This is a genomic window from Psychrobacter sp. C 20.9 (genome assembly GCF_001921765.1).
In the GTDB taxonomy this organism is placed as follows: Bacteria; Pseudomonadota; Gammaproteobacteria; order Pseudomonadales; family Moraxellaceae; genus Psychrobacter; species Psychrobacter piscatorii_B.
Map to the genome: position 1 here is coordinate 126,265 of NZ_MRYC01000008.1, position 24,937 is coordinate 151,201.

21 protein-coding genes are annotated in these 24,937 nt (G+C 43.5%); 6 read left to right on the top strand and 15 right to left on the bottom strand.

Annotation, left to right across the window (positions count from 1 at the left end; all coding sequences use genetic code 11):
- Positions 1-518: 518 nt before the first annotated feature.
- From gspD to BTW00_RS07295, 10 genes are all read right to left on the bottom strand, one after another.
- Entirely contained in the window at positions 519-2,777 is a 2,259-nt protein-coding gene (gspD, locus tag BTW00_RS07250) for a type II secretion system secretin GspD (RefSeq protein ID WP_075106855.1), read from the bottom strand.
- Between the two features lie 78 nt (positions 2,778-2,855).
- Positions 2,856-3,752, bottom strand: a complete 897-nt coding sequence (locus tag BTW00_RS07255) for a type II secretion system protein N (RefSeq protein ID WP_075106856.1) — start codon at positions 3,750-3,752, stop codon at positions 2,856-2,858.
- Positions 3,753-4,589: a type II secretion system protein N gene (gspN, locus tag BTW00_RS07260; RefSeq protein WP_083603595.1), complete on the bottom strand. Its 837-nt coding sequence runs from the start codon at positions 4,587-4,589 to the stop codon at positions 3,753-3,755.
- A gap of 242 nt (positions 4,590-4,831) precedes the next feature.
- The gene (locus BTW00_RS07265; protein ID WP_058025603.1) at positions 4,832-5,155 is read right to left on the bottom strand and encodes an H-NS family nucleoid-associated regulatory protein; all 324 of its coding nucleotides are present in this window, start codon (positions 5,153-5,155) and stop codon (positions 4,832-4,834) included.
- A 599-nt stretch (positions 5,156-5,754) separates the two neighbouring features.
- Complete coding sequence (locus BTW00_RS07270) at positions 5,755-6,192, bottom strand: BLUF domain-containing protein (RefSeq protein WP_075106857.1); 438 nt, start codon at positions 6,190-6,192, stop codon at positions 5,755-5,757.
- 56 nt (positions 6,193-6,248) lie between these two features.
- Positions 6,249-6,698: a BLUF domain-containing protein gene (locus BTW00_RS07275; protein ID WP_305956140.1), complete on the bottom strand. Its 450-nt coding sequence runs from the start codon at positions 6,696-6,698 to the stop codon at positions 6,249-6,251.
- A gap of 159 nt (positions 6,699-6,857) precedes the next feature.
- Positions 6,858-7,526, bottom strand: a complete 669-nt coding sequence (locus BTW00_RS07280) for a hypothetical protein (RefSeq protein ID WP_075106858.1) — start codon at positions 7,524-7,526, stop codon at positions 6,858-6,860.
- A gap of 674 nt (positions 7,527-8,200) precedes the next feature.
- Positions 8,201-8,815, bottom strand: a complete 615-nt coding sequence (ssb, locus tag BTW00_RS07285; protein ID WP_075106859.1) for a single-stranded DNA-binding protein — start codon at positions 8,813-8,815, stop codon at positions 8,201-8,203.
- Positions 8,816-9,037: 222 nt separating this feature from the next.
- Positions 9,038-9,628 (bottom strand): DUF3833 domain-containing protein, encoded by a 591-nt coding sequence (locus BTW00_RS07290; RefSeq protein ID WP_075106860.1) that lies wholly within the window; start codon positions 9,626-9,628, stop codon positions 9,038-9,040.
- Between the two features lie 141 nt (positions 9,629-9,769).
- Positions 9,770-11,134: an MFS transporter gene (locus tag BTW00_RS07295; RefSeq protein WP_075106861.1), complete on the bottom strand. Its 1,365-nt coding sequence runs from the start codon at positions 11,132-11,134 to the stop codon at positions 9,770-9,772.
- A 670-nt stretch (positions 11,135-11,804) separates the two neighbouring features.
- Here BTW00_RS07295 and uvrA point away from each other — a divergent pair.
- Entirely contained in the window at positions 11,805-14,711 is a 2,907-nt protein-coding gene (uvrA, locus tag BTW00_RS07300) for an excinuclease ABC subunit UvrA (RefSeq protein WP_075106862.1), read from the top strand.
- A gap of 124 nt (positions 14,712-14,835) precedes the next feature.
- Positions 14,836-16,587, top strand: a complete 1,752-nt coding sequence (locus BTW00_RS13915; RefSeq protein WP_075106863.1) for a P-loop NTPase fold protein — start codon at positions 14,836-14,838, stop codon at positions 16,585-16,587.
- A 206-nt stretch (positions 16,588-16,793) separates the two neighbouring features.
- On the opposite strand, the gene BTW00_RS07310 is transcribed toward BTW00_RS13915, so the two are convergent.
- Positions 16,794-17,075, bottom strand: coding sequence for a DUF503 domain-containing protein (locus tag BTW00_RS07310; protein ID WP_075106864.1), 282 nt, complete (start codon positions 17,073-17,075; stop codon positions 16,794-16,796).
- 117 nt (positions 17,076-17,192) lie between these two features.
- Between BTW00_RS07310 and BTW00_RS07315 the strand changes: the two genes are divergently transcribed.
- The gene (locus tag BTW00_RS07315; RefSeq protein WP_075106879.1) at positions 17,193-17,981 is read left to right on the top strand and encodes a threonine/serine exporter ThrE family protein; all 789 of its coding nucleotides are present in this window, start codon (positions 17,193-17,195) and stop codon (positions 17,979-17,981) included.
- Position 17,982: 1 nt separating this feature from the next.
- Positions 17,983-18,435 carry a threonine/serine exporter family protein gene (locus BTW00_RS07320; RefSeq protein WP_075106865.1) on the top strand — a complete coding sequence of 151 codons (453 nt, stop codon included), beginning with the start codon at positions 17,983-17,985 and terminating at the stop codon, positions 18,433-18,435.
- Positions 18,436-18,482: 47 nt separating this feature from the next.
- On the opposite strand, the gene BTW00_RS07325 is transcribed toward BTW00_RS07320, so the two are convergent.
- On the bottom strand, positions 18,483-18,851 hold the full coding sequence (locus tag BTW00_RS07325) for a hypothetical protein (RefSeq protein ID WP_256714028.1): 369 nt from the start codon (positions 18,849-18,851) through the stop codon (positions 18,483-18,485).
- Between the two features lie 211 nt (positions 18,852-19,062).
- Here BTW00_RS07325 and BTW00_RS07330 point away from each other — a divergent pair, with 211 nt between their 5' ends.
- Positions 19,063-19,284: a hypothetical protein gene (locus tag BTW00_RS07330; protein ID WP_075106866.1), complete on the top strand. Its 222-nt coding sequence runs from the start codon at positions 19,063-19,065 to the stop codon at positions 19,282-19,284.
- Positions 19,285-19,287: 3 nt separating this feature from the next.
- Here BTW00_RS07330 and BTW00_RS07335 read toward each other — a convergent pair whose 3' ends face one another.
- On the bottom strand, positions 19,288-19,899 hold the full coding sequence (locus BTW00_RS07335; RefSeq protein WP_075106867.1) for a GNAT family N-acetyltransferase: 612 nt from the start codon (positions 19,897-19,899) through the stop codon (positions 19,288-19,290).
- An 85-nt stretch (positions 19,900-19,984) separates the two neighbouring features.
- Positions 19,985-21,634 (bottom strand): FAD-dependent oxidoreductase, encoded by a 1,650-nt coding sequence (locus BTW00_RS07340; RefSeq protein WP_075106868.1) that lies wholly within the window; start codon positions 21,632-21,634, stop codon positions 19,985-19,987.
- A gap of 242 nt (positions 21,635-21,876) precedes the next feature.
- Between BTW00_RS07340 and truD the strand changes: the two genes are divergently transcribed.
- Positions 21,877-23,160, top strand: coding sequence for a tRNA pseudouridine(13) synthase TruD (truD, locus tag BTW00_RS07345; RefSeq protein ID WP_083603596.1), 1,284 nt, complete (start codon positions 21,877-21,879; stop codon positions 23,158-23,160).
- A 28-nt stretch (positions 23,161-23,188) separates the two neighbouring features.
- On the opposite strand, the gene BTW00_RS07350 is transcribed toward truD, so the two are convergent.
- Complete coding sequence (locus BTW00_RS07350; protein ID WP_083603597.1) at positions 23,189-24,649, bottom strand: diguanylate cyclase; 1,461 nt, start codon at positions 24,647-24,649, stop codon at positions 23,189-23,191.
- Positions 24,650-24,937: the final 288 nt, after the last annotated feature.

Genomic DNA, 24,937 nt, shown 5'->3' on the forward strand with positions numbered 1-24,937 from the left:
AGACATAAATACACTCCAAAAACAACGTGTTTAGCAAAATACTTTATCAACCATCATATTATACAAATGGTTGTAGTAACAGCTTATTCAAGCGATGCAGCGTTTACTATAAAGCGCTATGCGCCCCTACTGGGTATCCTTATCCCCGTGATAAGCATTCTTATTTTTTAAATTTGCGATATTAGTGTCAGTCACCTTATCGGATTTTCGACTACTACGCCGAGGAATAATCAATAAGGCGGTGGCCACAGCACCCAAGACCAGCCAACTTTTACCCCTTTTATGATTTGCCATAACTGTCTCTACCTATTGATACAGCACCAATTTTATGGATATAAATGTGCATACCTATTTTTATCTCACTAAAGTTTAGTATACGTAAAATACGACGGTCGCTCTGTTTAGCTGTGTTACGAATACGCAAGCCAATATACGATGTAACGTTTATTTATTACATCGTACATTGGCTTGTGCTGATTGAATATATCAATTGTTTAAAGTGGTGGTTAATAACTGCTTTAACGATTGAGAGGATATGTCGTCATACCATCGTTGGGACTATCTACCTTGGTAAATCCTTGAGGGGTTGATCTGGGTGTTTGATCGCGCTTAGGAATAAGGGGGTTGAGCGGCATCAATTCATAGTCTGCATCGACATTACCATCCCAGCCCTGTGTTCCGCTCAACGGGAGCTGTTTGATCGTACCATTTTTATCGATGACCAATTGCAGTACACGCATCTGGTTAAATTTACGCTCTGTGACACTGGCGACCGCGCCGCCATCACGTAAGATGGTTGGCTGCAAAAATATAATCAAGTTACTCTTTTGAGTACTGTCATTGTCAGAGCGGAACAACCTGCCAATCACTGGTACATTTCCTAAGCCCGGAACTTTTTGCTGGCGTGTGGTGCTATTGTCACGCATCAAACCACCTAGGGCGATGGTCTGCTGATCATCGGCTAAAATCGTTGTATTAATGAGACTTTTATTGGTAGTCAAACCACTAGCATTGCCAGTAGTACCTGGTACGACGGAAGATACTTCTTGTGAGACCTCCAAACGTACGGTGCCATTATCACCAATATGAGGGATAACGTTAAGATTGATACCAATATCTTGACGATCAATGGTCTGGAAAGGGTTGTTTGAGTTGTTACCACTAGTAGTATAAGAACCTGTGACAAAAGGTACGTTTTGACCAACCAAGATACTGGCCTTTTCATTATCCAATGTCAAAATAGACGGCATGGACAATAGATTGGCACTGGTAGAAGAGTCGAGTGCCTGCAAAATGGCACCATAAAATTCCGTATTACCCTGACTGTCTTTTCGGCTATCGCCAATCCCAACCAATGCACCAACGATAGAGCTGGCAGCGGAGCTAATACCTGCGGCGCCCGCAGCAGCACTACCACCCAATGCGGCAGCGGCCAAAGTGGTCGCACTAGCACCGACATTATTGAAGTTGACGACGCCATAGCCACTATTGGCATTACCAAGCGCCCACTGAACGCCTAGCTGGGTTGCATCATCGCCTGAAACTTCGACGATAGCAGCTTGAATTAAGACTTGTGCGCGGCGACTGTCCAATTGGTTGACCGCATCTTCAATCTCAAACATGAGCTCAGGGGCAGCATTGACGATAACGGCATTTTGTGTCTCGTCAGCGATGATACTAAAAGGTCGGCCACCAACGCCTGTGCCCGCACCACTGGTATTGCTAGCAGGCACAACTGATGTACTACTGCTACTACCAATACTCTCACTCGCCGCACTGTTAATGGTTGCCCCTGTACTGCTTGCATCATTTAAAGAAGCGGACTCTAACGTTGAGGTGGCTCCAGCGCTATTAATCGATTGATTGGCCAAAAGGCCTCGTAGCATATCGGCAATATGGCTAGCACTGGCATACTTTAGGCGAAAGACACGTAACCCACTTAATCGTCTTGTCGGTGTGGTATCTAGTTGATTAACCATTTCCTGAACCTTGGCAATCATCTCAGGGCTGCCTTTGACCAGCAACCTATCACTGGACGAATCAGCAATCACTTTGAGCTGATTATTACCACCTTGTGCTTGTCCGCTACCAGCGCTTGCCACCAAGGCACTGATTAACTCCATCATACGTTCGGCATCGACGTGGCGTAGTGGTATCACTTGCAGACTGTCATTAACGTTGCTGTCTAAATCACGGATAAGTGCGGTAAGTTGGTTCAGACTATCCGCACGATCTGATAGTACCAGCGCATTTACACCAGGCACAGCGGCGGCATGTGCAGACTGCGGCATCAAAGGTCTTATAACGCCCAATACTTCTGCCGCTTGAGTATTCGTCAAATAAATCACTCGGGTTGCGAGCGACTCACCGACGCTATTGCCGCGCAAGTCAACGGCGACACCAGACTGCTTGGCGACATTATCTGGCACCAGTTTGATCGTCGTACCTGACTCTATCGCTGCAATCCCATTGACTTGCATCACACTTAAGAACAGCTGATAAATCTCATCACGCGATAAGGCTTTGTTCGAGATGACCGTCACATTGCCGTTGATACGAGGATCAAGGACAAAGTTTTGGTCGGTGATGGTTGCCACTTCATTAATAAAGGCTTTAATATCGGCATCTTGCAAGTTGACCTTCCAGCTCTCAGCACTCGCTAGACCCATGCTAGCAGCCCATAAGGGTACCGCTAGGCAAAGAGGACGAAACAGGCGCATCAAACGCGGCAGGATACGGTGTAACGGTGTGGCTGAAAATTGATGAAAACTTACCATATTGATAATTACCTACAGTGATATTGCGTCATATGTACTGAGTTTTTAACGAGCACTCTTTGCTAAAAGTCCGTCTTATTAGAACTGTTGACGGATAGTAATAACTTGCTCACCACGTTGAACCTCGATTTGTGCTTCGCCTGCTTGCTGTACTTGCTGTAATACGCTTGCATCCTGAGCAGGGTTGTTACCTACGTTTTGCCCGTTTACTGTCAACACTTTGTCGCCTGGCTCTAGTCCGAGTCGATTGCGTAATTTTGATGGCATCGCTGCGGTGACTTGGTAGCTCTCACCTGAGGCCATCACCCCCATTCTACTCAAATAACTGGCAGGATTTTCTTGCAGCGCGGTGACCGCCTCTTCAATCGCCGTTTGCGGACTGCTTTCACTATTCGTCTCTGTCGGTTCAGGCGGCGTATCTTGTAGTGTCTGAGGCGCAGTCGGTAACATACTATTGTCCGGCAAACGCTGATTACTGACGCCGCCTGCCAGCATGTCACTTTGATCTAGCGGCATAGCATCTGGCATGCTAATCACTGTTTCTTTATCATTGGCATCCGCGATAATAACCGAATTCCAATCAACAGCGACAAGAATATAGTCGCTGTCTTTTAGTCCATCACCAATTCGGTAATTTTTTACCTCACCATTAATGTTAAGCAACGCTGAAGACATGCTCTCCGGTATGGCGAGTAGTACGCCTTTAAGCTCAACATTGGGTGGTGGCTGGACTGCCGCTGCAATAGGGTCAGGATCAGCAAATATCGCAAACAAACCACTATAGTCATTGGCAGACTTTGTATTGTTTTGCAAAGGGGCTAGCGGCAATGCTGGTGCTAAGGGCGCTGCTAATAGTAACCACAAAAGACGCGCCGCTGTCCAACATAGCCAAGCAATTGCCAGTAGCAACAACCACCCTGAAAAACGATTGAGAGTATTCACAACAGGCTTTAGACTTGCAGCAATATTTGACATTTAGGGCGCCCCCAGACCAGTGAGCAGTGGCTGGCGCACACTAACGACTGGTGTATCCTGCGGTGCTTGCCCTTTGTATTCAGGCATGTTTTCTAATAGGCGCTGAGTCAGACTGACATCTAGCATGTTGTCCCCGTCTATATACAGATCGCCTAAGCGCTTATCTTGATTATTCAATAGGTTGATGTGCAGCAGATTTTTATTGTTCTTTTGCTCAGCACTCAGCTCAGCTCGCAATGCAGGCATAGTAATATAAAAAACCTTACCCCCACTTGGATAGCCGACTTCACCGCCAACCCAGGTCAACTGACCATCAGCTTCACTAAATCCCGCCGCATTTTTAGCAGACTCATTCTCAGCTGATTCCGATGATGCATTGTCGCTAGACTGACGCTTTAACGAAACGCCATTGACTTGAATGGGTGTGTTAGGCAGTTGCCAATCAACCACACTTGCCAAAGTCTCAGGAGCAATCTTTCCGCTCATATCATCAACTTGCCATGAGTTTAAACCCAGTTTTACCTGTCCGTTTAACCTCGTTTGCTCTGAGTTGATAGTCACATCAACACCAAGCTTTCCTGTGAGCAGTTGCCATGGCTGCCATGACCATTCGGCCATACCTGTGAGCGGCGTCGAGGATATAGGAATTTGCCAAATGGCAGAGCCCTGCCATACATTGCCAGACACATGCTGCACATAAGGCGTATTGGGTGCATACTTTTGGATTAGCCATGCCGCTGGCATTTGCAATACAGCAAATAAGGCAAACAATACAAATCCGATCAGCCACCAAAGCTTGCGGGGACGCTTATGAGACAACTCAGATACTTGGGCCACGGTTGCACAACTCTTATATAAGACAAAAACGTCATTATCATAACAAACAATGACCTATAGATGACAGAAAAAAAGCCAGTATCTTTTTACCAAAATATTGGCAATAGAGATACTGGCTTTTTTATTTTGCAAAGCTTCAGTGCTTATGACTAAATGATTGTAAATAAACCATTATCCATAAGACTGATAAGCTCCGTCTCGTACTGTGTTACGACTCGAAACTATCTAATTAGATAGCCTAGTTAGATAGCAAAATCTTCAAGGTCACGACCTGCTGCTAGCGCTTCAACCAACCATGTTGGCTTACGTCCGCGACCAGTCCAAGTTTCTTCCTTGTTATCAGTATTGCGATACTTAATACTGCGTTTTTTCTCTAGTTTTTCACCAGCTTTTAAGATCTCTTCAATCGTAGCGTTGCTGTCTTCTGCAATTTGCTCAAACTGCATATAAGCATCATACAAACGCTGATGCTGTTTTTTGGCAATAAGCTGCTGTGCATTTTCGCTGATGGCACGTAGTTCATCTACGTTTAAGTTATCTAAATCAATTGCGTTATTTTTACTCATAGTAAGTCCAACTGTCGGATAAAAAATATCACCTCAATAGAGACATTGTACCTATTGAGATACCTGAATGATGACTCATTCATTATTAAAAAATTAATAGTTTTTAAGGGTTAATTTGATTTTTGATTAATCAAAGATTATTCATAATTATTTTAATAAACATGAATAATAAAAATATTGCTGGCAAACACAAGCATTCATTATACCTTATATAGCAAATGGCTATCGACAATAATTACTTATCGAAACTTAACTCAACAAATTTCTATTTTCTATAGTGTTTCTTAAATGCGGTATTCCCTGAATATTAGTACTTTTTCATTTTTTAATAAAATAATATTCATTAATACACTATATTAATAAATCTGATTTATTAACATCTAATAATTAGGCGCTGTAGCAAAAGCATATAGTAGAACCTCAATAAAATTGATACAGCATAGGAAACGCGCTCGATTAAATGCTACTTTTCTTGCTTGCTGTGACTGCGTCTCCAGAGGCTGCGAAAAATAGCGTTTAATCTTGCTATACCATTTTTATAATGGTTTCACTATATGAGCTTGCGAACGAATGCTTGTCTAAACCCTAACGACTTTTATTTAGCCTTTTTGTGCACTCAGCTCATTCATCAACCCATGAGCAGATACAGCATTTAGCAGGTAAGGGTTAAAACCAATAGTCGTAGAGTACTTTAAATAGATTGCGGCGTTCTCTTCGGTCGGAGACGCATAGTTCATCGACCATTTCGCCCACTCCCTATGCTTTAGCTCACGTGTGTCAATAATCTGTAGGTCGTGATGACGCTCATCGGAAATGAGACTGTATAGCAATCGATTAATTTGCGCTCTTGGGCCTTCTATCGTCTGCAAAAAATAATCTTTATTGAACGTGAGCATCCCAGTGATACCATTAGCAGCGTTATTTATCTGTGCTTGCTGTAGTATTTCATTGAAATCTTTGGCCGATACATTTGGGTTTGCGCGGCTGGCATAGGTCATGCTGATTAAAATGTGTGCATCTGTCGTTACTGAGTTCATAGCTTTTCTCTCATACAAGTGTCATGGGTGCAGGTCTGGTTATCAGTATCGATGGACTAGCTAAAATCGTACCAAGGTTTTTTCTTCTGAATGGTCTGCACGTCACTCTTTGCTTGTTGCTCTTGCAGCTCAGATAATGTATCAATCAGCATCGTGATTTGATTGGTACTCATTAAGTAAGGATTGAACTCACTTCCTGTCGAGAATTTTAACGCTAGTCCTTTGTTCTCTTCACTTGGAATCAAGTACTTCATTGACCATTTGTTCCAATGACGCTGCTCAACCTCACGGCACTCTATGACTTGCAGGGAATGATGACGCTCGTCTTGGACCAGCTTTCTCAGTAACGCATTGATGACGGGCCTAGCCCCTTCAATGCTTTGCAAAAAGTAGTTGTGGTTGAACACCAAAGCACCCGTAATACCATTGCGCTCATTGTTTTGCTGAGCCTGCTCAAGAATGCGAGTGACCTCACCGTTAGCATTATGTGTTGTAACGGCTGATATAAGTCAGACGCAAAATGATGTGCTCACCATGTCGCATTTTTAAGCGATTTGATTCTACAATATCGACGGTTTTCATAAAATTTCCCAATTGATTTGTTAAAGGCATAAAGCAAAACGGCTAAATTGTGTTTAGTACGCTATGGATACTTGTGCTAATAACTACGGCTGGATTCTTTTGATAAATTTGCTCATACCACGTGCTAGATTCGCGTTACTGCTCTTTTGTACTTCTTGTGCCAACAGTAATAATTGCGCGCTGTCCTCACACTGCTCTAGACTCAGTAAATAGCCCCAAGCTTCTGCAGGTGGTGCATTTTTTTCAATGTAGGTCGCCAAGTCAGATTTAAGGGTTCCATAGTTGGCACCAGCAACTTTTGCCTTCAACATACTACCGATAGACTTTTTGCCAGACTCTGCAATTTTGCTTGGCGGTTTGCTATTAAAAGTACGATCGAACTCTATCTCAGTACTGACATCAAATGAGTTGTCTGTAGATTGAGGTTGCTCAGTAACTGGCACTTGAGAGATAGTAGATGTTTCGGTTACAGGAGATACCTGAGGCGCTGTTTGAATTTGAGAACCAGAATTAGCAGCACCAATCAGTTCAATACACTCAAGCTCTAAAAGCAATTCAAATAAAGGCCCGATACCGCCAAAATCAGCAAAAATTTTGCTATTATCGAGCGTATCAAGGTAGCTTTGATACGTGCGCTTTCCATCAATCATAATCAGCAATGTTCTCGCTTCTCGCGGCAATATACCGAGACTTTGAGACTTTATTTCTGCTCTACCTAAATCGCTTTTGCGAAACACGTCACCGTAGTTCATTCTTTATACTCAGTATTGACAGCAAGGTAGGCACCTTACTGATAAGACGCCGACCCAGATAATTTTTGTTCTTTTCAGCCAGACATGGCCAAACTCTAATAGTTTCAAAGTGATTGTTAACTGATTCTTTACATGCAACTTTGGCGCTTAAAGTCAGCTACACTATTTAATTAAATAGAGTATATCAATGTCATTAATAGACTGTTAGCACTAATTGAATTGGATAGCACAAGCGGTTTATATAAGGTATGAAAGGTAGTTTTTATAAATTTCAATATAAAAATTGAAAATAAAAATAATGGCAACAACGCTTTTAAAAAATAACGGTTATATACAACAGTGAATAACCACACTTCCTTGATAAACCACTCAATAGTAATCGCATATATTTCCAGCCTTTAATAGCATAATAAAAAAATAAACATAAGTTTTGTTTTTTATTAGTAAAATAACAATAAGTAAGTCTATTATTTGATACTTAATCTCTGATATCGCGTGAATATAAACATATAGGTAATTTTCTAATAATTTATTCATAAAAACTAAAAAACCCCGCTATTAACGGGATTTTTAATTCAAAGATACTTGTTCAAATCTTTATCTTTTAAACAAAAAAAGAGCCTATTTACATAGGCTCTATCTAACTTAATCAACATTACTTAATCATGTATTCCTCAAAACGGGATATCATCGTCTACAGGGCCATCTGACATTGCCGTAGGCTTAGATTGCGCGGGTTGATTAAACTGATTTTGCGGCGCAGGTGCATTTTGGTTATTAAAGCTGTTCTGACCGCCACTCGGTTGGTTATTGTAGCCGCCTTGCTGTGCTGGCTGGCTACCTACTTGCTGACCGAAATTATTTTGGTTGCTTTGACCGCCTTGGTTGCCGTAACTGTTTGAGTTCTGTCCACCTTGATTGTTACTAAAGCCTCCATTATCGCTTTGGCCACCACTCATACCATCAAGCATCTGCATTTGCTCAGCACGAATCTCAGTGATATAACGGTCTTGGCCGTTCTGGTCTTGGTACTTACGCGTACGCAAGCTGCCTTCGATATAGACCTTACTGCCTTTACGCAGATACTGTGCAGCGATTTCACCCAAACGATTAAACAGTGAGATACGATGCCACTCTGTCGCTTCTCTTTTTTCACCGCTTTGTTTATCCGTCCACTGCTCAGATGTCGCAACCGAGATATTAGTCACGCTCCCACCATTATTAAATTGACGCGCCTCAGGGTCTGCTCCAAGGTTACCGATGATGATAACTTTATTAACTCCGCGCATGATACCGTCCTTTTACTTATGAATAATTATTCGATAGAAAAAATGATTCCTATCAATGATATGATTTTACTTTAACCAATTTTTGTTTAAATATCTAGCAGGTTTTATTAGTATACGACAACAAATGTCGCCTAGACATATTAATTAAGATTTAAAATTTTAATAGATAAAGATGCTGTTATTTTGCCATTTTAAAACGCTGATGAACACCTTCAAACTATATCAATTCTGGTTAGCACCTTGATTGCTATCACGTAATTTAAAGGAAGAGTTCTTGCGATGCATACTTAATGTCACACTTCCTAACTCGACGCCAAACTTTGTCATCACTGAACGATTGAGCATGACATCGTCATTAATGAGATACATCCAATCGTCAAAATTCACTTTGTAGGTTTTGTCCTCGACTGGCAGATTTAATACATAATCCCAATTCAGGGTATTGCCTACCACATCGCCGGTTGCCGCGCCAACAACGTCGCCTGCTGTACCAATCCAGCGTCCATTACTTTTCTCAGTCAGTCGCCATATACGCTGCGATTTTGACCCATCTGCCCACGAAAATTTTTCGTCCAGAATGATGACATCATCGCCTTCGTGAGTCGCATCGATATCGACATAAAAGCGTTTTTTGACCTCACCATCACGCCCTTGGAACATGCCCCACCCCCCGATTTGACCTGAGAAAAACTTATGCATATCAAGCGTTGGTGTGGTGTTCTGATAGGCTTGAATATTTTGCGTGGCACAGCCAGATGTCAGTAGCGTGGCTGACAGTCCAAAACCTATCGCCAGCTTATTAAACTTACTCATATTAATTCCTTTTAAACAGAGATAAATAGTTAGTTTCTACTTATTGATACTGATGGTTTATGAGATTGCTGTCTGGGCATTTTTTGCTATCTGGCTTTATCTCTATATAAAACTATGAGCATAAAGTTGTTATATATTTTATTAAATATCTAACGGACTTTGCGCCAAGCTCGATAACTGCTGACGTGAATCATCCGTCAGTTGAGTCTTGTCTAATTTTAAATAAGCGACCTGTTCTTTTGCCATAACGACCAGCTCATCCACGCCATCAACTGCTAGCATCTGCCGAGACCAATCTTGGATATTGATGTTTTTAGGAATGGTTACTGTCGTGCTCGACAGATAAGGTGGCTGGGCAATGGGTATAATCAGCAGCAATGCGATGCCCATGACAAGTGACAACAGCCCCCATGCCAGCAAGTTAGACTGATTCAATAGCAGCCCGCCCATCGCGCCACCAACGAACGCACCTAAGAACTGGCTAGATGAATTAAGCCCCATCGCCGTGGCTTTATTGGCGACTGGGGCGCGCTTGGATATCCAAGATGGAATAGTGGCCTCAAGTAAGTTAAAACCCATAAAATAGAGCAATAAACCTACAATAATACCGACACCGACTTGGCTACCCAAGGCCAACAATGCCAAGGCTGCAGTCATTAAGGCGATAGCAGCTAGAAAGACTTGGCGCATTTTACGCTTCTTTTCAGCGATGATAATAAAGGGAATGGCGACGGCAAAGCCGACAAACAATAGCGGCAAGTAGACCAAGCCTTGCTGACGTACCGATAGACCCATCACCTCTGTGAGCTGATGCGGCAAGATCACAAATATCGCTGTCATGGTCAAATGCAGCGCAAAAATTCCAAAGTGCAAACGGTTTAAGTCGCCGATTTTGAGCACGGTAGCGAGTTGCTCACCGATCGATTTGTTATCTAGATTGTGCTTGAGCACGCGCATTGGCGTGGGTACGACAAAAAGTAGCAGCATCGCTAAAATAGCAAATCCTGCCGTCAGCCAAAATAGACCAGAGATACCAAGCGAGCCTACTAATAACGGCCCAAAGGCAAAGGCGAGCATGATGGAGGTAGCAATAGTCAAGCCCATCGTCGCCATTGCCTTGGTGCGCATCTCCTCGCGGGTGACGTCGGCAAGCAATGCCATGAGCACCGCAGAGACCGCGCCACTGCCTGCCAGCGCTCGACCAATGATCACTTCATAGATATCCGTCGCATTTGCTGCAATCATGCCGCCGACTGCAAACAGTATCAGACCAAGCATGATAATCGGCTTACGCGGAAACTTATCGGCGGCAAGGCTCATCGGTATCTGAAAGATCGCTTGTCCTAGTCCATAAATACCAACGGCCAAGCCAATCAAAAACGGCGTCGCGTGTGCATAATTGTCACCATAAACAGAAAACACCGGCACAATCATAAACAAGCCAATCATACGCAAGGCAAAGATGCCACCGACTCCGAGGATTGCCCGTTTCTCTACGCTATTCATACTTGCCTCACTGATTGATCATTGCTGTTTTTTCACTGCTGGTACTTGTACTGCACCATGATTTATCACTACTGGTTTATCAAGACACTGGCCTATAAATCAAGCCCCCTAGTATAAGACATTCGCCGTTTGGTTGCCGAGACTTTTGTCTTACTGACGCCCCCGCCTATAGCGCATCAACCCAAGCCATTCATATTACGCAATTATTTTGTTACCAACTGCGTCAGATGCGCAATCACACCTTGAATAATGCGGTCGCCATAACAATAAAGTAAGGCGTTGTAAACATTATTATTCATTAGCTCGAACGACAGTTCAAACGACAAACTCCTCCGTAAAATGACATTTTTGGTCAAAACCATAACAAACGATGCCTGTTACTTAACAGGTATTTGATTTAGATTTGCTTAGTCGAACAGAAATCAATCGCATCAAAGACTGCAAAATAAGAAAACAGTAAATTGGCATGTATAGCCCTTACTTCACGAACGTATGAACACTTTATAAAAGCACTATTTATAACCATATTTTTTATAACAGAGCTATTTGTAACGACATTATAAATTTAGAAATCATTCGCGTTTTTAACCAATAATTTTACTGATCTGTATTTACCTTTTCATTTGAGATATTTCCAATACTCTTTTAGCAAATAGGAAACCCATAAACGATGGCACATGACCATATCGCAATACGCGGCGCACGTACTCATAATTTAAAAAACATTGATTTAGACATTCCACGAGATAAATTCGTGGTGATTACTGGTTTATCCGGTTCTGGTAAATCGTCCTTGGCTTTTGATACGCTATATGCCGAAGGACAACGCCGATACGTCGAGAGTTTGTCCGCTTATGCGCGCCAGTTCTTATCGCAGATGGAAAAGCCTGAAGTCGATAGCATCGAAGGTCTATCCCCGGCAATTGCTATTGAGCAAAAATCGACCAACCATAATCCACGCTCAACGGTCGGTACGATTACTGAGATTTATGATTACCTGCGTCTATTATACGCGCGTATCGGTACGCCTTATTGCCCAGAGCATGGCGAACCTATGGTGGCGCAGTCGGTGACCGAAATGGTCGATCAGGTTATGGCACTCCCTGATGAGACCAAGCTTATGATCCTTGCGCCAGTAGTGCGTGAGCGTAAAGGAGAGCATACAGTGCTGCTTGAGCAATTGATCGGTCAAGGGTTTGTCCGTGTACGTGTCGATGGCGACGTGTACGATACCGATGAGCTACCAACACTGGATAAAAAGAAAAAGCACACCATCGAAGTGGTGGTTGACCGCTTTAAAGTACGTGATGACTTAGGTAACCGCGTCGCTGAGAGCTTGGAGACCGCGCTACGTTTGGGACAAGGTCTAGTGACGCTGCACTTTATGGATGGTAATCCTACTGAGGGCGGCTCTGATAATCAAGTGATGTCTGCCAAGCACAGCTGTCCGATTTGTGATCGCGCTGTACCTGAGCTTGAGCCGCGCATGTTTAGTTTTAACAACCCCTACGGTGCTTGCCCAACTTGTGATGGACTCGGTAAGCGTCAGTATTTCGCTGCTGAAAAACTTATTACTCACCATGAAAAATCGCTTAATCAAGGCGCGATCAATGGTTGGGATAAACGTCATGCCTACTATTTTGGTTTGCTGAGCACGGTCTGTAAGCATTTTAATATCGATATGGATATGCCGTGGCAAGACCTGAGCAAAGCGCATCAAGACATCATCATGCACGGCTCAGGTAAAGAGAAGCTCACCTTTAACTTTACCGATGAGCGCGGACGTAAAACCAATAAAACCGTTCCTTTTGAAGGCATATTGCCCTATCTTGAGCGCCGTTATGCCAAAACGCAAAGTAACCTTGTACGTGATGAGCTGGCCAAATATTTGGCTGATACTACCTGTAATGTCTGTGATGGCGCGCGTCTCAATGAAATCTCGCGCAACGTGCGTGTCGATGAGCAGACCATCGCCGATATCGTCAAGCTATCTATCGGTGATGCTGCTGACTATTATAAGGCCTTAAAGATTGGCGGTCATAAAGGCGAAGTGGCGGAAAAAATCTTTAAAGAGATTAATGAGCGCTTAAACTTCTTGGTCAGCGTTGGCCTCGATTATTTGACCCTTGCTCGCTCTGCTGAGACGTTATCGGGCGGGGAGGCACAGCGTATCCGTCTTGCCAGCCAAATCGGTGCCGGTCTCATGGGCGTGATGTATGTCCTTGATGAGCCGTCCATTGGCTTGCATCAGCGTGATAACGACCGCTTGCTTAAAACTTTAACACGCCTGCGTGACTTGGGTAATACGGTACTGGTCGTTGAGCATGACGAAGACGCCATACGTCAAGCCGATCACGTCATCGATATCGGTGTCGGCGCAGGCGTGCATGGCGGTCATATCATCGCTCAAGGTACGATCGATGAGATCATGGCGACCCCAGACTCGCTGACCGGACAATATATGTCTGGTGAGAAAAAAATCGAAATCCCAAAATTACGGCATAAAGCCAAGACTATGGAAGTTGAGACCAAAGGTAAAGCCAAACCAAAGCAGGTGCCAATGACGATCGAGCTAAAAGGCGCGTCAGGTAACAACTTAAAAGACGTTGATCTGAGCTTGCCAGTCGGTGTGATGACCTGTGTCACTGGCGTATCCGGCTCGGGCAAATCAACCTTGATTAACCGCACTTTGATGCCGATTGCAGCGACTCACTTAAACAATGCGTCTACCCTTATCGCGGATAAGCATGACAGCATTAGCGGTCTTGAGCATTTGGATAAAATGGTCGATATCGATCAAAGCCCAATTGGTCGTACCCCGCGCTCCAATCCTGCGACTTATACTGGCGTCTTCACTCCCGTGCGTGAGATGTTCGCCCAGACACCAGAAGCCCGCGCACGTGGTTATAAAGCTGGGCGCTTTAGCTTCAACGTCAAAGGCGGACGCTGTGAGATGTGCCAAGGCGACGGTCTCATCAAAGTTGAGATGCATTTCTTACCGGATATGTATGTGCCGTGTGACACCTGTGAAGGCAAGCGTTATAACCGCGAGACCTTAGAGATTCACTATAAAGGCAAAACCATCGCTGACGTGCTCGAGATGACGGTAGAGGACGCCACTGAGTTCTTCTCGGCGATTCCAGCGATCTATCGTCGCCTGCAAGCGTTGATGGATGTGGGACTGAGCTACATTCGCTTGGGTCAGTCTGCACCGACCCTATCTGGCGGTGAAGCGCAGCGAGTCAAACTGGCGCGTGAGCTTGCCAAACGCGATACGGGACAGACGCTATATATCTTGGATGAGCCGACCACTGGCCTGCATTTCCATGATATTGATAAGCTGCTTAATATCTTGCATGCGCTACGCGATAAAGGTAACACCATCGTGGTCATTGAGCATAACTTGGATGTCATCAAAACCGCGGATTGGGTGATTGATCTTGGCCCTGAAGGCGGTAAAGGCGGCGGTATGATCATCGCGGAGGGTACGCCTGAGGAAGTAGCGGAAGTCGAGGGCTCGCACACGGGTGAGTTTTTGAAGCCGATGCTTACGCAGGCAGTGTCTGAGGCGGGTTAGTTTAGTTAATTGTTTGGTTTTAATTTAAAGGCTGCTCTTTTGGGAGTGGCTTTTTTGTTGGGTAAGCCTCAGGTTCGGTGTTAATATAATTATTATTTTAAAAACATCTGTAAGGTAAACAGCGATGGCAAATGCAGCAAATCTTGAGAAAAGACTTGTAGACTTGATCGATGAAGAAAGCTCATTTGCTATTGCTCTGACTGGTGAATGGGGTATTGGTAAGACGCGCTTTTGGAATGACTTCTACGAGGAAAACCATATAAATTTAGGTGTTAACAAATATTCCTATGTCTCTCTTTTCGGTATAGATTCAATAGAAGCGTTGAAATTTGAAATTGCACTTAGCACCCATGAGACTACTCAAAAAAAAGACTATCTTTCTGGTCTCAAAGGTATTTTTAAAAAAAGTTTAGAGGCTATAGATTTGCCAAAACTCGAAGGTACAGGCGTCACTTTGTCTCTCAGTAAAGGTATGATAAGCAGCGCTATGTCTAGTCTTATCGGAGACACATTAATTTGTATTGACGATATTGAACGGCTGTCTGAGAATCTAGATATTAAAGACGTTATGGGTTTAGTCAATCATTTAAGCTTAGAAAAAAACTGTAAGGTATTAGTGATATTACATGATGTCGAAGCAAATGAGCAATTCCAAGAATATAAAGAAAAGGTGTTTGATGAAGTACTTATTTTAGATGAGTCTTTGACAGCTATAGAAAAATTGGTCAACGACAATGACTTATTTGCGACATACAATAAATTCTATCAAGTGATGGGTATTAAGAATATAAGGTTTTATCAACGCGTTATTGAAACATTTTATACATTAACAAAAAATCTACCTGACACTTTGAGTTTAGTAAGTAAACGACAGATATTGGATTCAATCTTAATTATTCGATTAGCTTATGACATGCCTAATCTAATTTATGGAGGACTCACATTCGATCAGTTTGTAGAACACTGTAGTCAGAACGCACTTGCATTAAGCGATGATTATTTTGTAGGGAATACTAATAAAGCTAAAGCTTCCAATGAAGAGAAACAACTCAAGAAGGATATCCGCTTAAAGATTGATGACTTTTTTAAACCATTGACTGAACGATTTTTAATTAGGGATTGGGGAGAAGTGATTGTCAGTCTAGTAAAAGATCTATCAATTAATGATGACCAAACTAAGTCTTTAATCGATTCTGATATCATGACTGAAGCAAAAATTTTAAATGATCACCAACATGATCAACTCTTGACGGAGTATCATAGCCTAAATCCTAGCAAAGATTTTATTGAACGTTGGTACAAAGTTGCTAAAGAGAGAATAGGAAGAGAGAATCTTAATAATTTAAGTTTTTATTATAAAGTTTTACAAGATTACAGTAAGGAAGAATGGGCGGCAAGTTTCGATAAAAAAGTTAGAGAGCATATTGTATCTAAAATCAACCAACATAATGGAATTACTGACTTAGATAGCTGGTATTTTTTTGGTAGATCTGATCATGAAAGATACTACGATTTTGTTAAAAATACTATCGCCGCTCACGAGCTTAATTCTATAGGTAAAAACTCTATTAAAGATATATTTCAGCGCTACTATCAGCATAAGGGCTGTAATGATAATGATGAGATGTTCTTAAGCAAACTTGATCAAGAGATATTAAGCGAAATTATATGGTCTGATACTGGCTTTGATTCAAGAGAGCGTAAACGTTTTATATTATCTATTCTACTACATCCTAATCTAAGTAATAAGGCTGAGGTTCGACAATGGATTCTTAATATTTTAAATGACCAAATTAAATATAATTCACATAGTAAGGTACCGATTCAAGACTGGCTTAACTATACTAATAACTTGACTGAAAACTTAGATAAATAGTTTTTTGCAGCCCGTAGGATGGGTTGACGAAGAAAACTCAACGATTCATATTACCCAAAACTATCTTGTTGGGTCTCGTTCCTCGACACCAACCTACCTTGCATTATTCATAGTTAACATTAAATCCGTCGCAGGCTGAGTGAAGCTTGCGACACCCAATCTACAAGTTAGATACTTTTCGGAGTTAATGTATAAAACACCTCAACCTAAATAAACTCCCGCTCCACATTCATCACCCGCGCATCTACCGTGCGTTCTATTTTTTCTTCGATCTGACTGCATTGCGACTCGATGTCCCGTTTAGAGAGTCCGACTATAACGAATGTCCATTCGCTAGCATCATGGCGATCGCGCGCGCCGCTCTCACAGACGGCGACGCTTGGCGTATTACCAAATCGCGCATGTAATCCGCCCATTCGTTGGCGTTTTTCTTTTAATGAGCTACAGCCAGGTAAAGAAAAGGTCAAAGTTAGAATGACGATATGCATTTTATTCTCCTTGTGACAGTGGTTTACGCTTTATAATAGTAGCAAATAAGCAAGGCAAGTTATGCTATCTTTACCTCTATCCATATCGATATCGCAGCCAATATGCATATTCCTCCAATGACCTCTATCAGCTACGTACAGCAACAGCGCATTACTCGACTCTGCGTGCGCTGCGGATTACTGCTTATGCAGTATGGCGCTGAGTCTGCCGTGGTGGTGGACTTATCGAAGCGTTTGGGGTTTGCATTGGGAATGAGTAGCGTCGAGTGTTCGCTAAATTTTAATGCGATCACTTTGACGACTATCTGTAATGAGCGCTGTATCACCACCACCCGAGATACGATCAATCAGAGCATCAATGTCAATTTATTGGTACAAATCCAGCAAATCGTCAATAAAACCGAAGCTACTGTCGATCGCAATGAGTTGATTGACCGCACAACGCTTGCGTTTGATGAGTTGGATAAAACGGTATATCCGACATGGCTAGTCAGTATATTTGTTGGTGCGTCATGTGCGGCGTTTGCTTATCTAAATGGTGGTAGCTGGTCGATTACGGCGGTGACATTTATCGCGGGACTGGTGGCGATGTTTACTCGTATCTATTTATCCAAGCATCACTTTAACCCTTTTATCACCGTCATCGTGACGGCTTTTATTGCCTCGCTCATTGGCGCGACGACCTATTATTTTGATATTGGCAATAACGCCGATATCGCCGTTGCCTCTAGCGTGCTGTTGCTAGTTCCAAGCTTTCCGCTGATTAACTCTTTGTCCGATATCTTAAAGGGCTATGTCAATATCGGTATTGGACGTGCGGTTTTTACTTATATGCTGACCTTATCCGCGTGCGTGGGCATCGTGATGGCGCTGGTGTTACTGCAAATACAGCATTGGGGGTTTTGACATGTGGTTCATCGAAACCGTGGTGCTGTCATGTATTATCACCCTTGGTTGGACGCTGATGTTCAGCGTGCCCAAACGCTATATTTTGCCGTGTTTGCTGATGACCGCTCTGGGATTCGGATTTAAAACAACGCTTGTCTATCAGCATGTCCATCTGGTGATCGCGAGCTTTTTTGGGGCAATGCTCGCTAGCTTTTTGGGCGTGTATTTTTCTAAAAAATATACCTTACCGCCCAAAGCTTTAATCTCCCCAAGTGTCATTTGTATGATGCCGGGTATCGCCGCTTATAAAGCGATGGTGAGCATGGTGCAGATAGGCTATTTTGGCTATTCAGATGAGCTGTTTAGCCAAATGATGGTGTATTTATTCGAAGCCTTGTTTGTGACCTCAGGATTGGTACTGGGCTTGTCCATTCCTGGGCTGTTGTTTTATCGCCGCCGCGCGATTGTATAGCCGGCGGTTTGTCTTTAGATAATACATACGTTTACTGATGACACGCCCTAGTTACCTAGCACCCACTCATCATTGACTTGATAGACTTTAAAGCTGGTTCTATTGGTACGGCTATTGCCTGCGATAGTCTGGGTGATGTCAGCGGTACACATATAGGTGTTTTCTCCGCCAGCCTGATCACAATTGATGTCCTCGACGCTTTCAAGCTTGGGCATCATGCCCTCCATCATACCGCTCATGGCTTTTGCCATTTCATCATTGCCTGCATTGGCCATTGCATCATTCATAATGCTATTGGCCTGTTCGTATTGCGCGACGACCAATTGTTCCACCGTGTCGTCAGATGGCGCATTAGAGCAGCCGACAAATAGTGGGGCGAATAGAGTTATTGTTACCAGTTTGGTTAAGCAGCGCACAGTCACCTCAGTGTTGTTTAAGTGTTGCTTGAATGATACATGATTATTACTTAACGCCCAACTGTATTTATCGATATTTGTCTATCTACGCTTATAGGCACGTCGTGTTTTGATCGCGCTTTGGGATATATCAAGTGGTAGTTTTGGACATTCAATGCAGACAGCACAATCCCCTTGCTGCTATGATGCAGGTAATAACGACTGTTGAGAGATGACTGTGTGGCAGGTGTATTTGTTTATATTACCGATTGGTATTGGCATCATGACATTGGCAGCGAGTTTATTGTTTTTGTTTGCTCATCTGATGTCTGATGACCCTGCCACGCGCTTGGCCGCCTTTAATTGGTTTAAGCGCTTAATCATTGTGGCATTTATCTTACTCAGTATTGGGCTATTTATGACTTTTGGGCATTTTTGGGGGCCATCAAGATAGGGGCTATGCACTGACCCTTTTTTCTAACTCCAATAACTCTAAATCTTCACGTTTTGGCTCGCCATTATTACCATCGTTGGGAAACGGTATTTTATTACCATTTAACTGATAGCCACGGCGCTGATAGTAAGCCAAAAGCTCAGGGCGATGGCTCAAGATTGACATGGTTAAGCGTGCAGGCTGTTTATCAGTGCCATTTTCAGTTGATAACAGATGTCGTGTGGCAAAAGTCTCGGCAGCCTGTAGTACCATATTGCCAACGCCCTGCCCTTGCAGTTCAGGATGCACCGCAAACATACCGATATAGGCTTTTTTGTTTGAGTTGGCATCAGTTTTTATATCGACAGCGATACAACCAAGTATTTCACCTGTCTCTTTTGCATCACGCTCACCTGTCGTGGTTTTTGGATAGACAAACAGATAGTGTGTGGGATTATTAATCGTACTCGCCAGCTCCTCTGGCGTGATACGGATACCGCCGACTAAGTCAGCCTCATTGGTCCAGCCCGCTGTCTCTCGATAGCAGCAGTTTAATAACCGCTCAAGTGCACCAATATCACTCGCGTCAGCCTGACGTAAAAATACGGCATCTTTGCTCAAATTACTTTTATTCATATTATAGTGTTCCTTTTTTATTTATAAAAAAACTGGCCTAGTTTCCTAAGCCAGCTTAAATACTAATACTTATCTGTCTATAGTACTAGCGCGATAATGCATGCGCCTGATCAACCATATCAAACCCTGCATTAAGCTGTGCGCGCGTTGGTGCATGACCTCGACGTAATAGTTCAGAGAAAGCAACCAGCTCTTTATCGCGTCCAAGCGTACTTGCAGCACTCGCACGTGTATCCGCGCCTTCGTCATCAAAATAATATTCGATATAGTCGAGCGTATCTGGCGTACCAAATAGGATATTGTGATCGGGCGTTGGCGCATGACCGCTATAGCGTAGGCTTTTGCCATATTGCATGGTCCAAAAGAACGGGATACGCGCTTCTAGAGAATCGACCTTATCATCGTTCAATATCGCAGCGGCTGTGACCATACCGTGTTGTAATGCAACGCGCCAATGTTCGATACGCATACGATCCATTTGGTTGGTAGGTTTGGCAATATCACCGAGCGCATAGATACCATCGCGCAGCTGTAGATGAGCGTCAACTTGCACACCATCTGGATCATTGACCTCATGCAATATCTCTGTGCGCGGGGACACACCTGTACCTAAGACCACAATATCAGCATCAATATGCTCGCCATTCGCCAACGTCACACCGCCCACATTTGAGAAAGCCTGATTATTGCTATCTCCATCCTTGTCCACTTGACACTCAATCTTAGTGATTTCATTGACAGTCGCGTCAAACACAAAGTTAATGCCCTTCTCTTCATGTAGCTTAATTAAGGCGTTACTCACCGTTTCTGAGACGATATTGCCCATCACACGGTTGCCTTGTCCAAGCACGGTAATAGAAGCAGTCGTGCCTGCTTGTGCCAATGCCGAAGCGGTCTCCATACCGATAAAACCTGTACCGATAATCACCACGCGCTGGTCATGACTGGCCGCTTTGATCAATTTGGCATCTGCCATGCTACGCAAGGTATAGACGCCGTCTATATCTGCTCCTTTGATAGGCGGAGTGATCGGCGACGCCCCTGTTGCCACCACTAAGAAGTCCGCTGTCTGGCGCGTGCTAGTGCCGTTTTCATTTTCTATGACAATGGTCGCCTCATTGGGCAATACTTCGCTGACCGTTTGATTCAGGTGCAGATCAATATCGTTGCTACTCGCCCAATCTGCCCCGCCTAGTAGCAGCTTATCTTCATCCATGTTCCCTGCCAAAAATGCTTTCGATAATAATGGGCGGTTATAAGGAGCTTTGTCATCTTTGCTAATCATGGTGATTTTGCCGCCATAGCCACCTTGGCGCAACTGGTTGGCGGTCATAAACCCAGCACCGCCGCCACCTACGATGATCGTATGCGTATCATTCAATTTATCATTGTCGACTGACTTGTTTATCTTAGCTGAGGTATCAACCGTCACGCTGTCACCGTCATTGATAAGCTCATACTGCGTCAAACCTTCTGTCGCTATCGGCTCTAGTAACGACCCATCGCGGCTATCAAAACTCGCATGATGCCAAGGACAGACCACTCGATGACCGCAGCGTAACCCATCGCCCAAATCTGCACCAGCATGTGGGCATTTGCCATCGAACGCATGGAACTCATCGTCATCACGAGTGATTAAAATGATACTATCGTCTTCTTGCTTATACGATTTCATACCGCCATTTGGGATATCCGATTTTGTTATCGTGACTGTGTTGATCATCGCCTTGGTCATAATGCTTCCTTAACAGTTATAATGAGTTCCTGATGACAGCGAGTTGAAAATAGCCCTAACCATTCAGAGCGATTCAACCTACCTTATTATTTTTGATGTTTTATGCATTGATAGTAGCAAGCGCGCAGCATATACGATGTTTTTTTGTATGCTTGCTGCGTTGCAAAACGTAATTGCTTAGTTTTTATCAGCGTCTTTGCTATCTCCATTTATTATAAATAAACACAATAAAAGACTATTTTATGACTCCTCAAGACACCTCTAACGATATTGAAAACAACTCTGCTCCTCAGTCCGTTTTAGATAGCGACTCAGATAGCGATACAAATAATCAGGCTGCCGACAGTTTTGATCTCAGTGATATTGATATTGCCGCTGTCACTGACACCGCAAATTTACCGCAGCCGAGTCGTCCACCGATAAAGCAAGCCACTTATAAAGCAGATGCCACAGAATTTGTGGTCAATGAAATACTCCCGCTAGAGTTCACCGACGAAGGTGAGCATCTATGGCTGCATATTAAAAAACTAGGCATGAACACGGCGTATCTGGCAAAACTCTTGTCAGAGTGGGCAGACATACCGCTACGTGATGTCGGTTACTCAGGACTGAAGGATCGTCATGCGGTGACGACCCAGTGGTTTAGCCTGCGTATACCCAAAAAGCAGTTGCCGCCTACGGAGTTTGCGGCGATAGATATTGGCGAGCATGAATCTGTCGTTATTCTCGCGCAGCACTGGCATAATAAAAAGCTCAATCGCGGTACCCACCGTGCCAATCAATTTATCATTACCTTGCGTGATATTGAGTTTACGAATGATGATGAAAACACTGAATCAACTGAGCAATCGTTATCTACTCAGCAGACGGCTAAGCAACGCGTCGAGCAGCATTTAGCACGCATCGATGAAACAGGTGTGCCTAACTACTTTGGCCCACAGCGTTTTGGTCGTCAGGGTAATAATGTCAGAGAAGCGTTGGCGCTATTTGCCCGTCCAGCGCGCGAGCCAAAGCCGCAACCCAAAAAGAGCAAACGCAAACGTGCGCCGCGCGAACAAAATACGATGGAGCTGTCGGCAGCCCGTAGCTTGATATTCAATGAGATACTAGCCGCGCGAGTTCGTAATGGCAGCTGGGACGCTGGCCTAGCAGGGGAAGTATTTAATCTGGATGGTTCGGGGTCGATATTTACCAGTGAGGAGATAGACGATACGTTACGCGCTCGTATGAGTAGCGGCGATATTCATCCAACTGCCGTATTGTGGGGTACAGGTAACGATAAAGTCAGTGGCAGTGCAGCCGCGTTAGAAAACGAAGTTGTACAACACAGCCCATTACTCATGCAGCTAGCAACGGGATTGGAGCAGCGTGATATCAAAGCACAAAGACGCCCGTTAAGACTGCCTATTGAGCAATTAAGCTGGGAGTGGTCGGATGAGCAGATATTGGTATTGAGCTTTACGTTGACCACTGGTAGCTTTGCCACTAGCGTGCTAGCAAGTTTGGTTCAGCAGATGGATTCATGATTGAGTTATTGATAGCGCAGAGGGGCAGCTAGCGGTTTTTGTAGAGTGAATGGATACTACCATTTTTTTCAGCAAACATATGGTTGGCACTGACGACTTGATTGCGTCCACGGTGCTTGGCTTCATAAAGAGCCTTATCTGCTGTGCTAATCAAACGTTGGCAGATGTCGCTAGGCAGTTTTTGCATGAATGCCATTTGGCTCTCAGCGCGCTGAGTAGCAATCGGCTTGATAAGAGGTGATGCACTTGATTGAGACTGGGCTTTTTTTGCCAAAATAGATTTATAGTTTTTGGCAATGCAAGCTCTTTCTTGATGGGTCAAGGTATACAGCCCAAAACTCGCTGTCACGCTAAAATCAAACACATCACCGACATTGATGATATGCTCAGCAATACTAAGCCGTAATTGCTCCGCAATCACCATTGCACTATCGTGCGACGTATCTGGTAGCACAACCAGAAACTCCTCACCACCGTAACGGCTAATGATGGTTTCATCTGATAACGACTGCAATAGCGTCTGCGATATTTCGATCAACACTTGATCCCCCACATCGTGGCCATAGTTATCGTTGATGCGTTTAAACCAATCCAAATCAAAGAGCATCACGCTCAAATCCTGATTGTCTTGTACCGTTGACAACGCATACTTCATTTTCTTCAGGCCGTAGCGACGGTTTTTTAGCTTCGTGAGCTCATCTTGATTGGCATACTGCAAGGTTTCTTGCCGACTATCATCTAAAACTAATAGCAAAGCACGAAATATATAAACGATAAAAATCGCTTTCGGGAATGCTAAATATAAATGGGTTGAGCGCCAAAAAAAAGCTGATGAACGCTGTATCTCAGTGATACTATCCCAACTTAATACATTATTTTCAAACGCTGAAGCAGCAACGGCATTTTCAACCGCCATAATCTCGTTGTAAGTCAAATAATTATGAGTTTCTAGTAACGGGTGGATAACGGTCAACTGACGCAGATTGGGTAAAGTGATACCAAAATAAGGCGAGGTAATGGCCAATAACATAAGTATGATTTGTAGCCAAAACATGCGCCAAGCATAGCGGCGTTTGATGAGCATCATGCCAAGCATCGCACCGCCAACTAGCGATACTCCAGCAAACAAGCTGCTATAACCTATCACCACGATGATGGTAGCAATATAGAACGTATAGGTCAGTACTAATGCGATTTGCCATCTGTCTAAAATATCCCGCCTACTTCCAGAGTGCGGCAAATATTTGACCATACATAAGAAAAATAAACCCATTACGCTGATTCCCAGCCATAGCGGGTACAGATAGTGCATATTGACATAGGCATGGAGCGCATCTTGTCGCCACCAAACGAACAGACACCACAGCCAATGCAAGGATACTTCCATGACAATAAATAACGCCATCAATGACGTTCTGTCAGCCGCTTGCCACTCAAAAATCATTTGAGAGAGCTTTTTGTATCCAAGATGAGAGACCGACACAGCCATAGATGGGCTACCGCAGAAAATATAAATGCACTGACTTTACAGGCATTGTGATCGAGTTAAAGGGCGTTATACCTTTTATAAAATTTTCTAGATATCCCTTTAAGTGTTACAAGTTCTGTCTGTATTATCAATCTGTTTTGTACATTTATTTGGGGCTGTAGTAGATAAGCACTATGCTAGACTACTTTTATGAAGATAACCCATTGTAAACTATAGCCAATCCCACTTAAAAGTGTTATAAACTAATTATCAAACTTAATTGTTATTATAAAGACCATGACTTACTCC

Excerpts from the sequence above, each read along its gene's own strand:
- gspD (WP_075106855.1), bottom strand. The coding sequence starts at position 2,777 with ATGGTAAGTTTTCATCAATTTTCAGCCACACCGTTACACCGTATCCTG.
- BTW00_RS07255 (WP_075106856.1), bottom strand. The coding sequence starts at position 3,752 with ATGTCAAATATTGCTGCAAGTCTAAAGCCTGTTGTGAATACTCTCAAT.
- BTW00_RS07265 (WP_058025603.1), bottom strand. The coding sequence starts at position 5,155 with ATGAGTAAAAATAACGCAATTGATTTAGATAACTTAAACGTAGATGAA.
- BTW00_RS07270 (WP_075106857.1), bottom strand. The coding sequence starts at position 6,192 with ATGAACTCAGTAACGACAGATGCACACATTTTAATCAGCATGACCTAT.
- BTW00_RS07280 (WP_075106858.1), bottom strand. The coding sequence starts at position 7,526 with ATGAACTACGGTGACGTGTTTCGCAAAAGCGATTTAGGTAGAGCAGAA.
- ssb (WP_075106859.1), bottom strand. The coding sequence starts at position 8,815 with ATGCGCGGAGTTAATAAAGTTATCATCATCGGTAACCTTGGAGCAGAC.
- BTW00_RS07290 (WP_075106860.1), bottom strand. The coding sequence starts at position 9,628 with ATGAGTAAGTTTAATAAGCTGGCGATAGGTTTTGGACTGTCAGCCACG.
- BTW00_RS07295 (WP_075106861.1), bottom strand. The coding sequence starts at position 11,134 with ATGAATAGCGTAGAGAAACGGGCAATCCTCGGAGTCGGTGGCATCTTT.
- uvrA (WP_075106862.1), top strand. The coding sequence starts at position 11,805 with ATGGCACATGACCATATCGCAATACGCGGCGCACGTACTCATAATTTA.
- BTW00_RS13915 (WP_075106863.1), top strand. The coding sequence starts at position 14,836 with ATGGCAAATGCAGCAAATCTTGAGAAAAGACTTGTAGACTTGATCGAT.
- BTW00_RS07310 (WP_075106864.1), bottom strand. The coding sequence starts at position 17,075 with ATGCATATCGTCATTCTAACTTTGACCTTTTCTTTACCTGGCTGTAGC.
- BTW00_RS07315 (WP_075106879.1), top strand. The coding sequence starts at position 17,193 with ATGACCTCTATCAGCTACGTACAGCAACAGCGCATTACTCGACTCTGC.
- BTW00_RS07320 (WP_075106865.1), top strand. The coding sequence starts at position 17,983 with ATGTGGTTCATCGAAACCGTGGTGCTGTCATGTATTATCACCCTTGGT.
- BTW00_RS07330 (WP_075106866.1), top strand. The coding sequence starts at position 19,063 with ATGACTGTGTGGCAGGTGTATTTGTTTATATTACCGATTGGTATTGGC.
- BTW00_RS07335 (WP_075106867.1), bottom strand. The coding sequence starts at position 19,899 with ATGAATAAAAGTAATTTGAGCAAAGATGCCGTATTTTTACGTCAGGCT.
- BTW00_RS07340 (WP_075106868.1), bottom strand. The coding sequence starts at position 21,634 with ATGACCAAGGCGATGATCAACACAGTCACGATAACAAAATCGGATATC.
- truD (WP_083603596.1), top strand. The coding sequence starts at position 21,877 with ATGACTCCTCAAGACACCTCTAACGATATTGAAAACAACTCTGCTCCT.
- BTW00_RS07350 (WP_083603597.1), bottom strand. The coding sequence starts at position 24,649 with ATGGCTGTGTCGGTCTCTCATCTTGGATACAAAAAGCTCTCTCAAATG.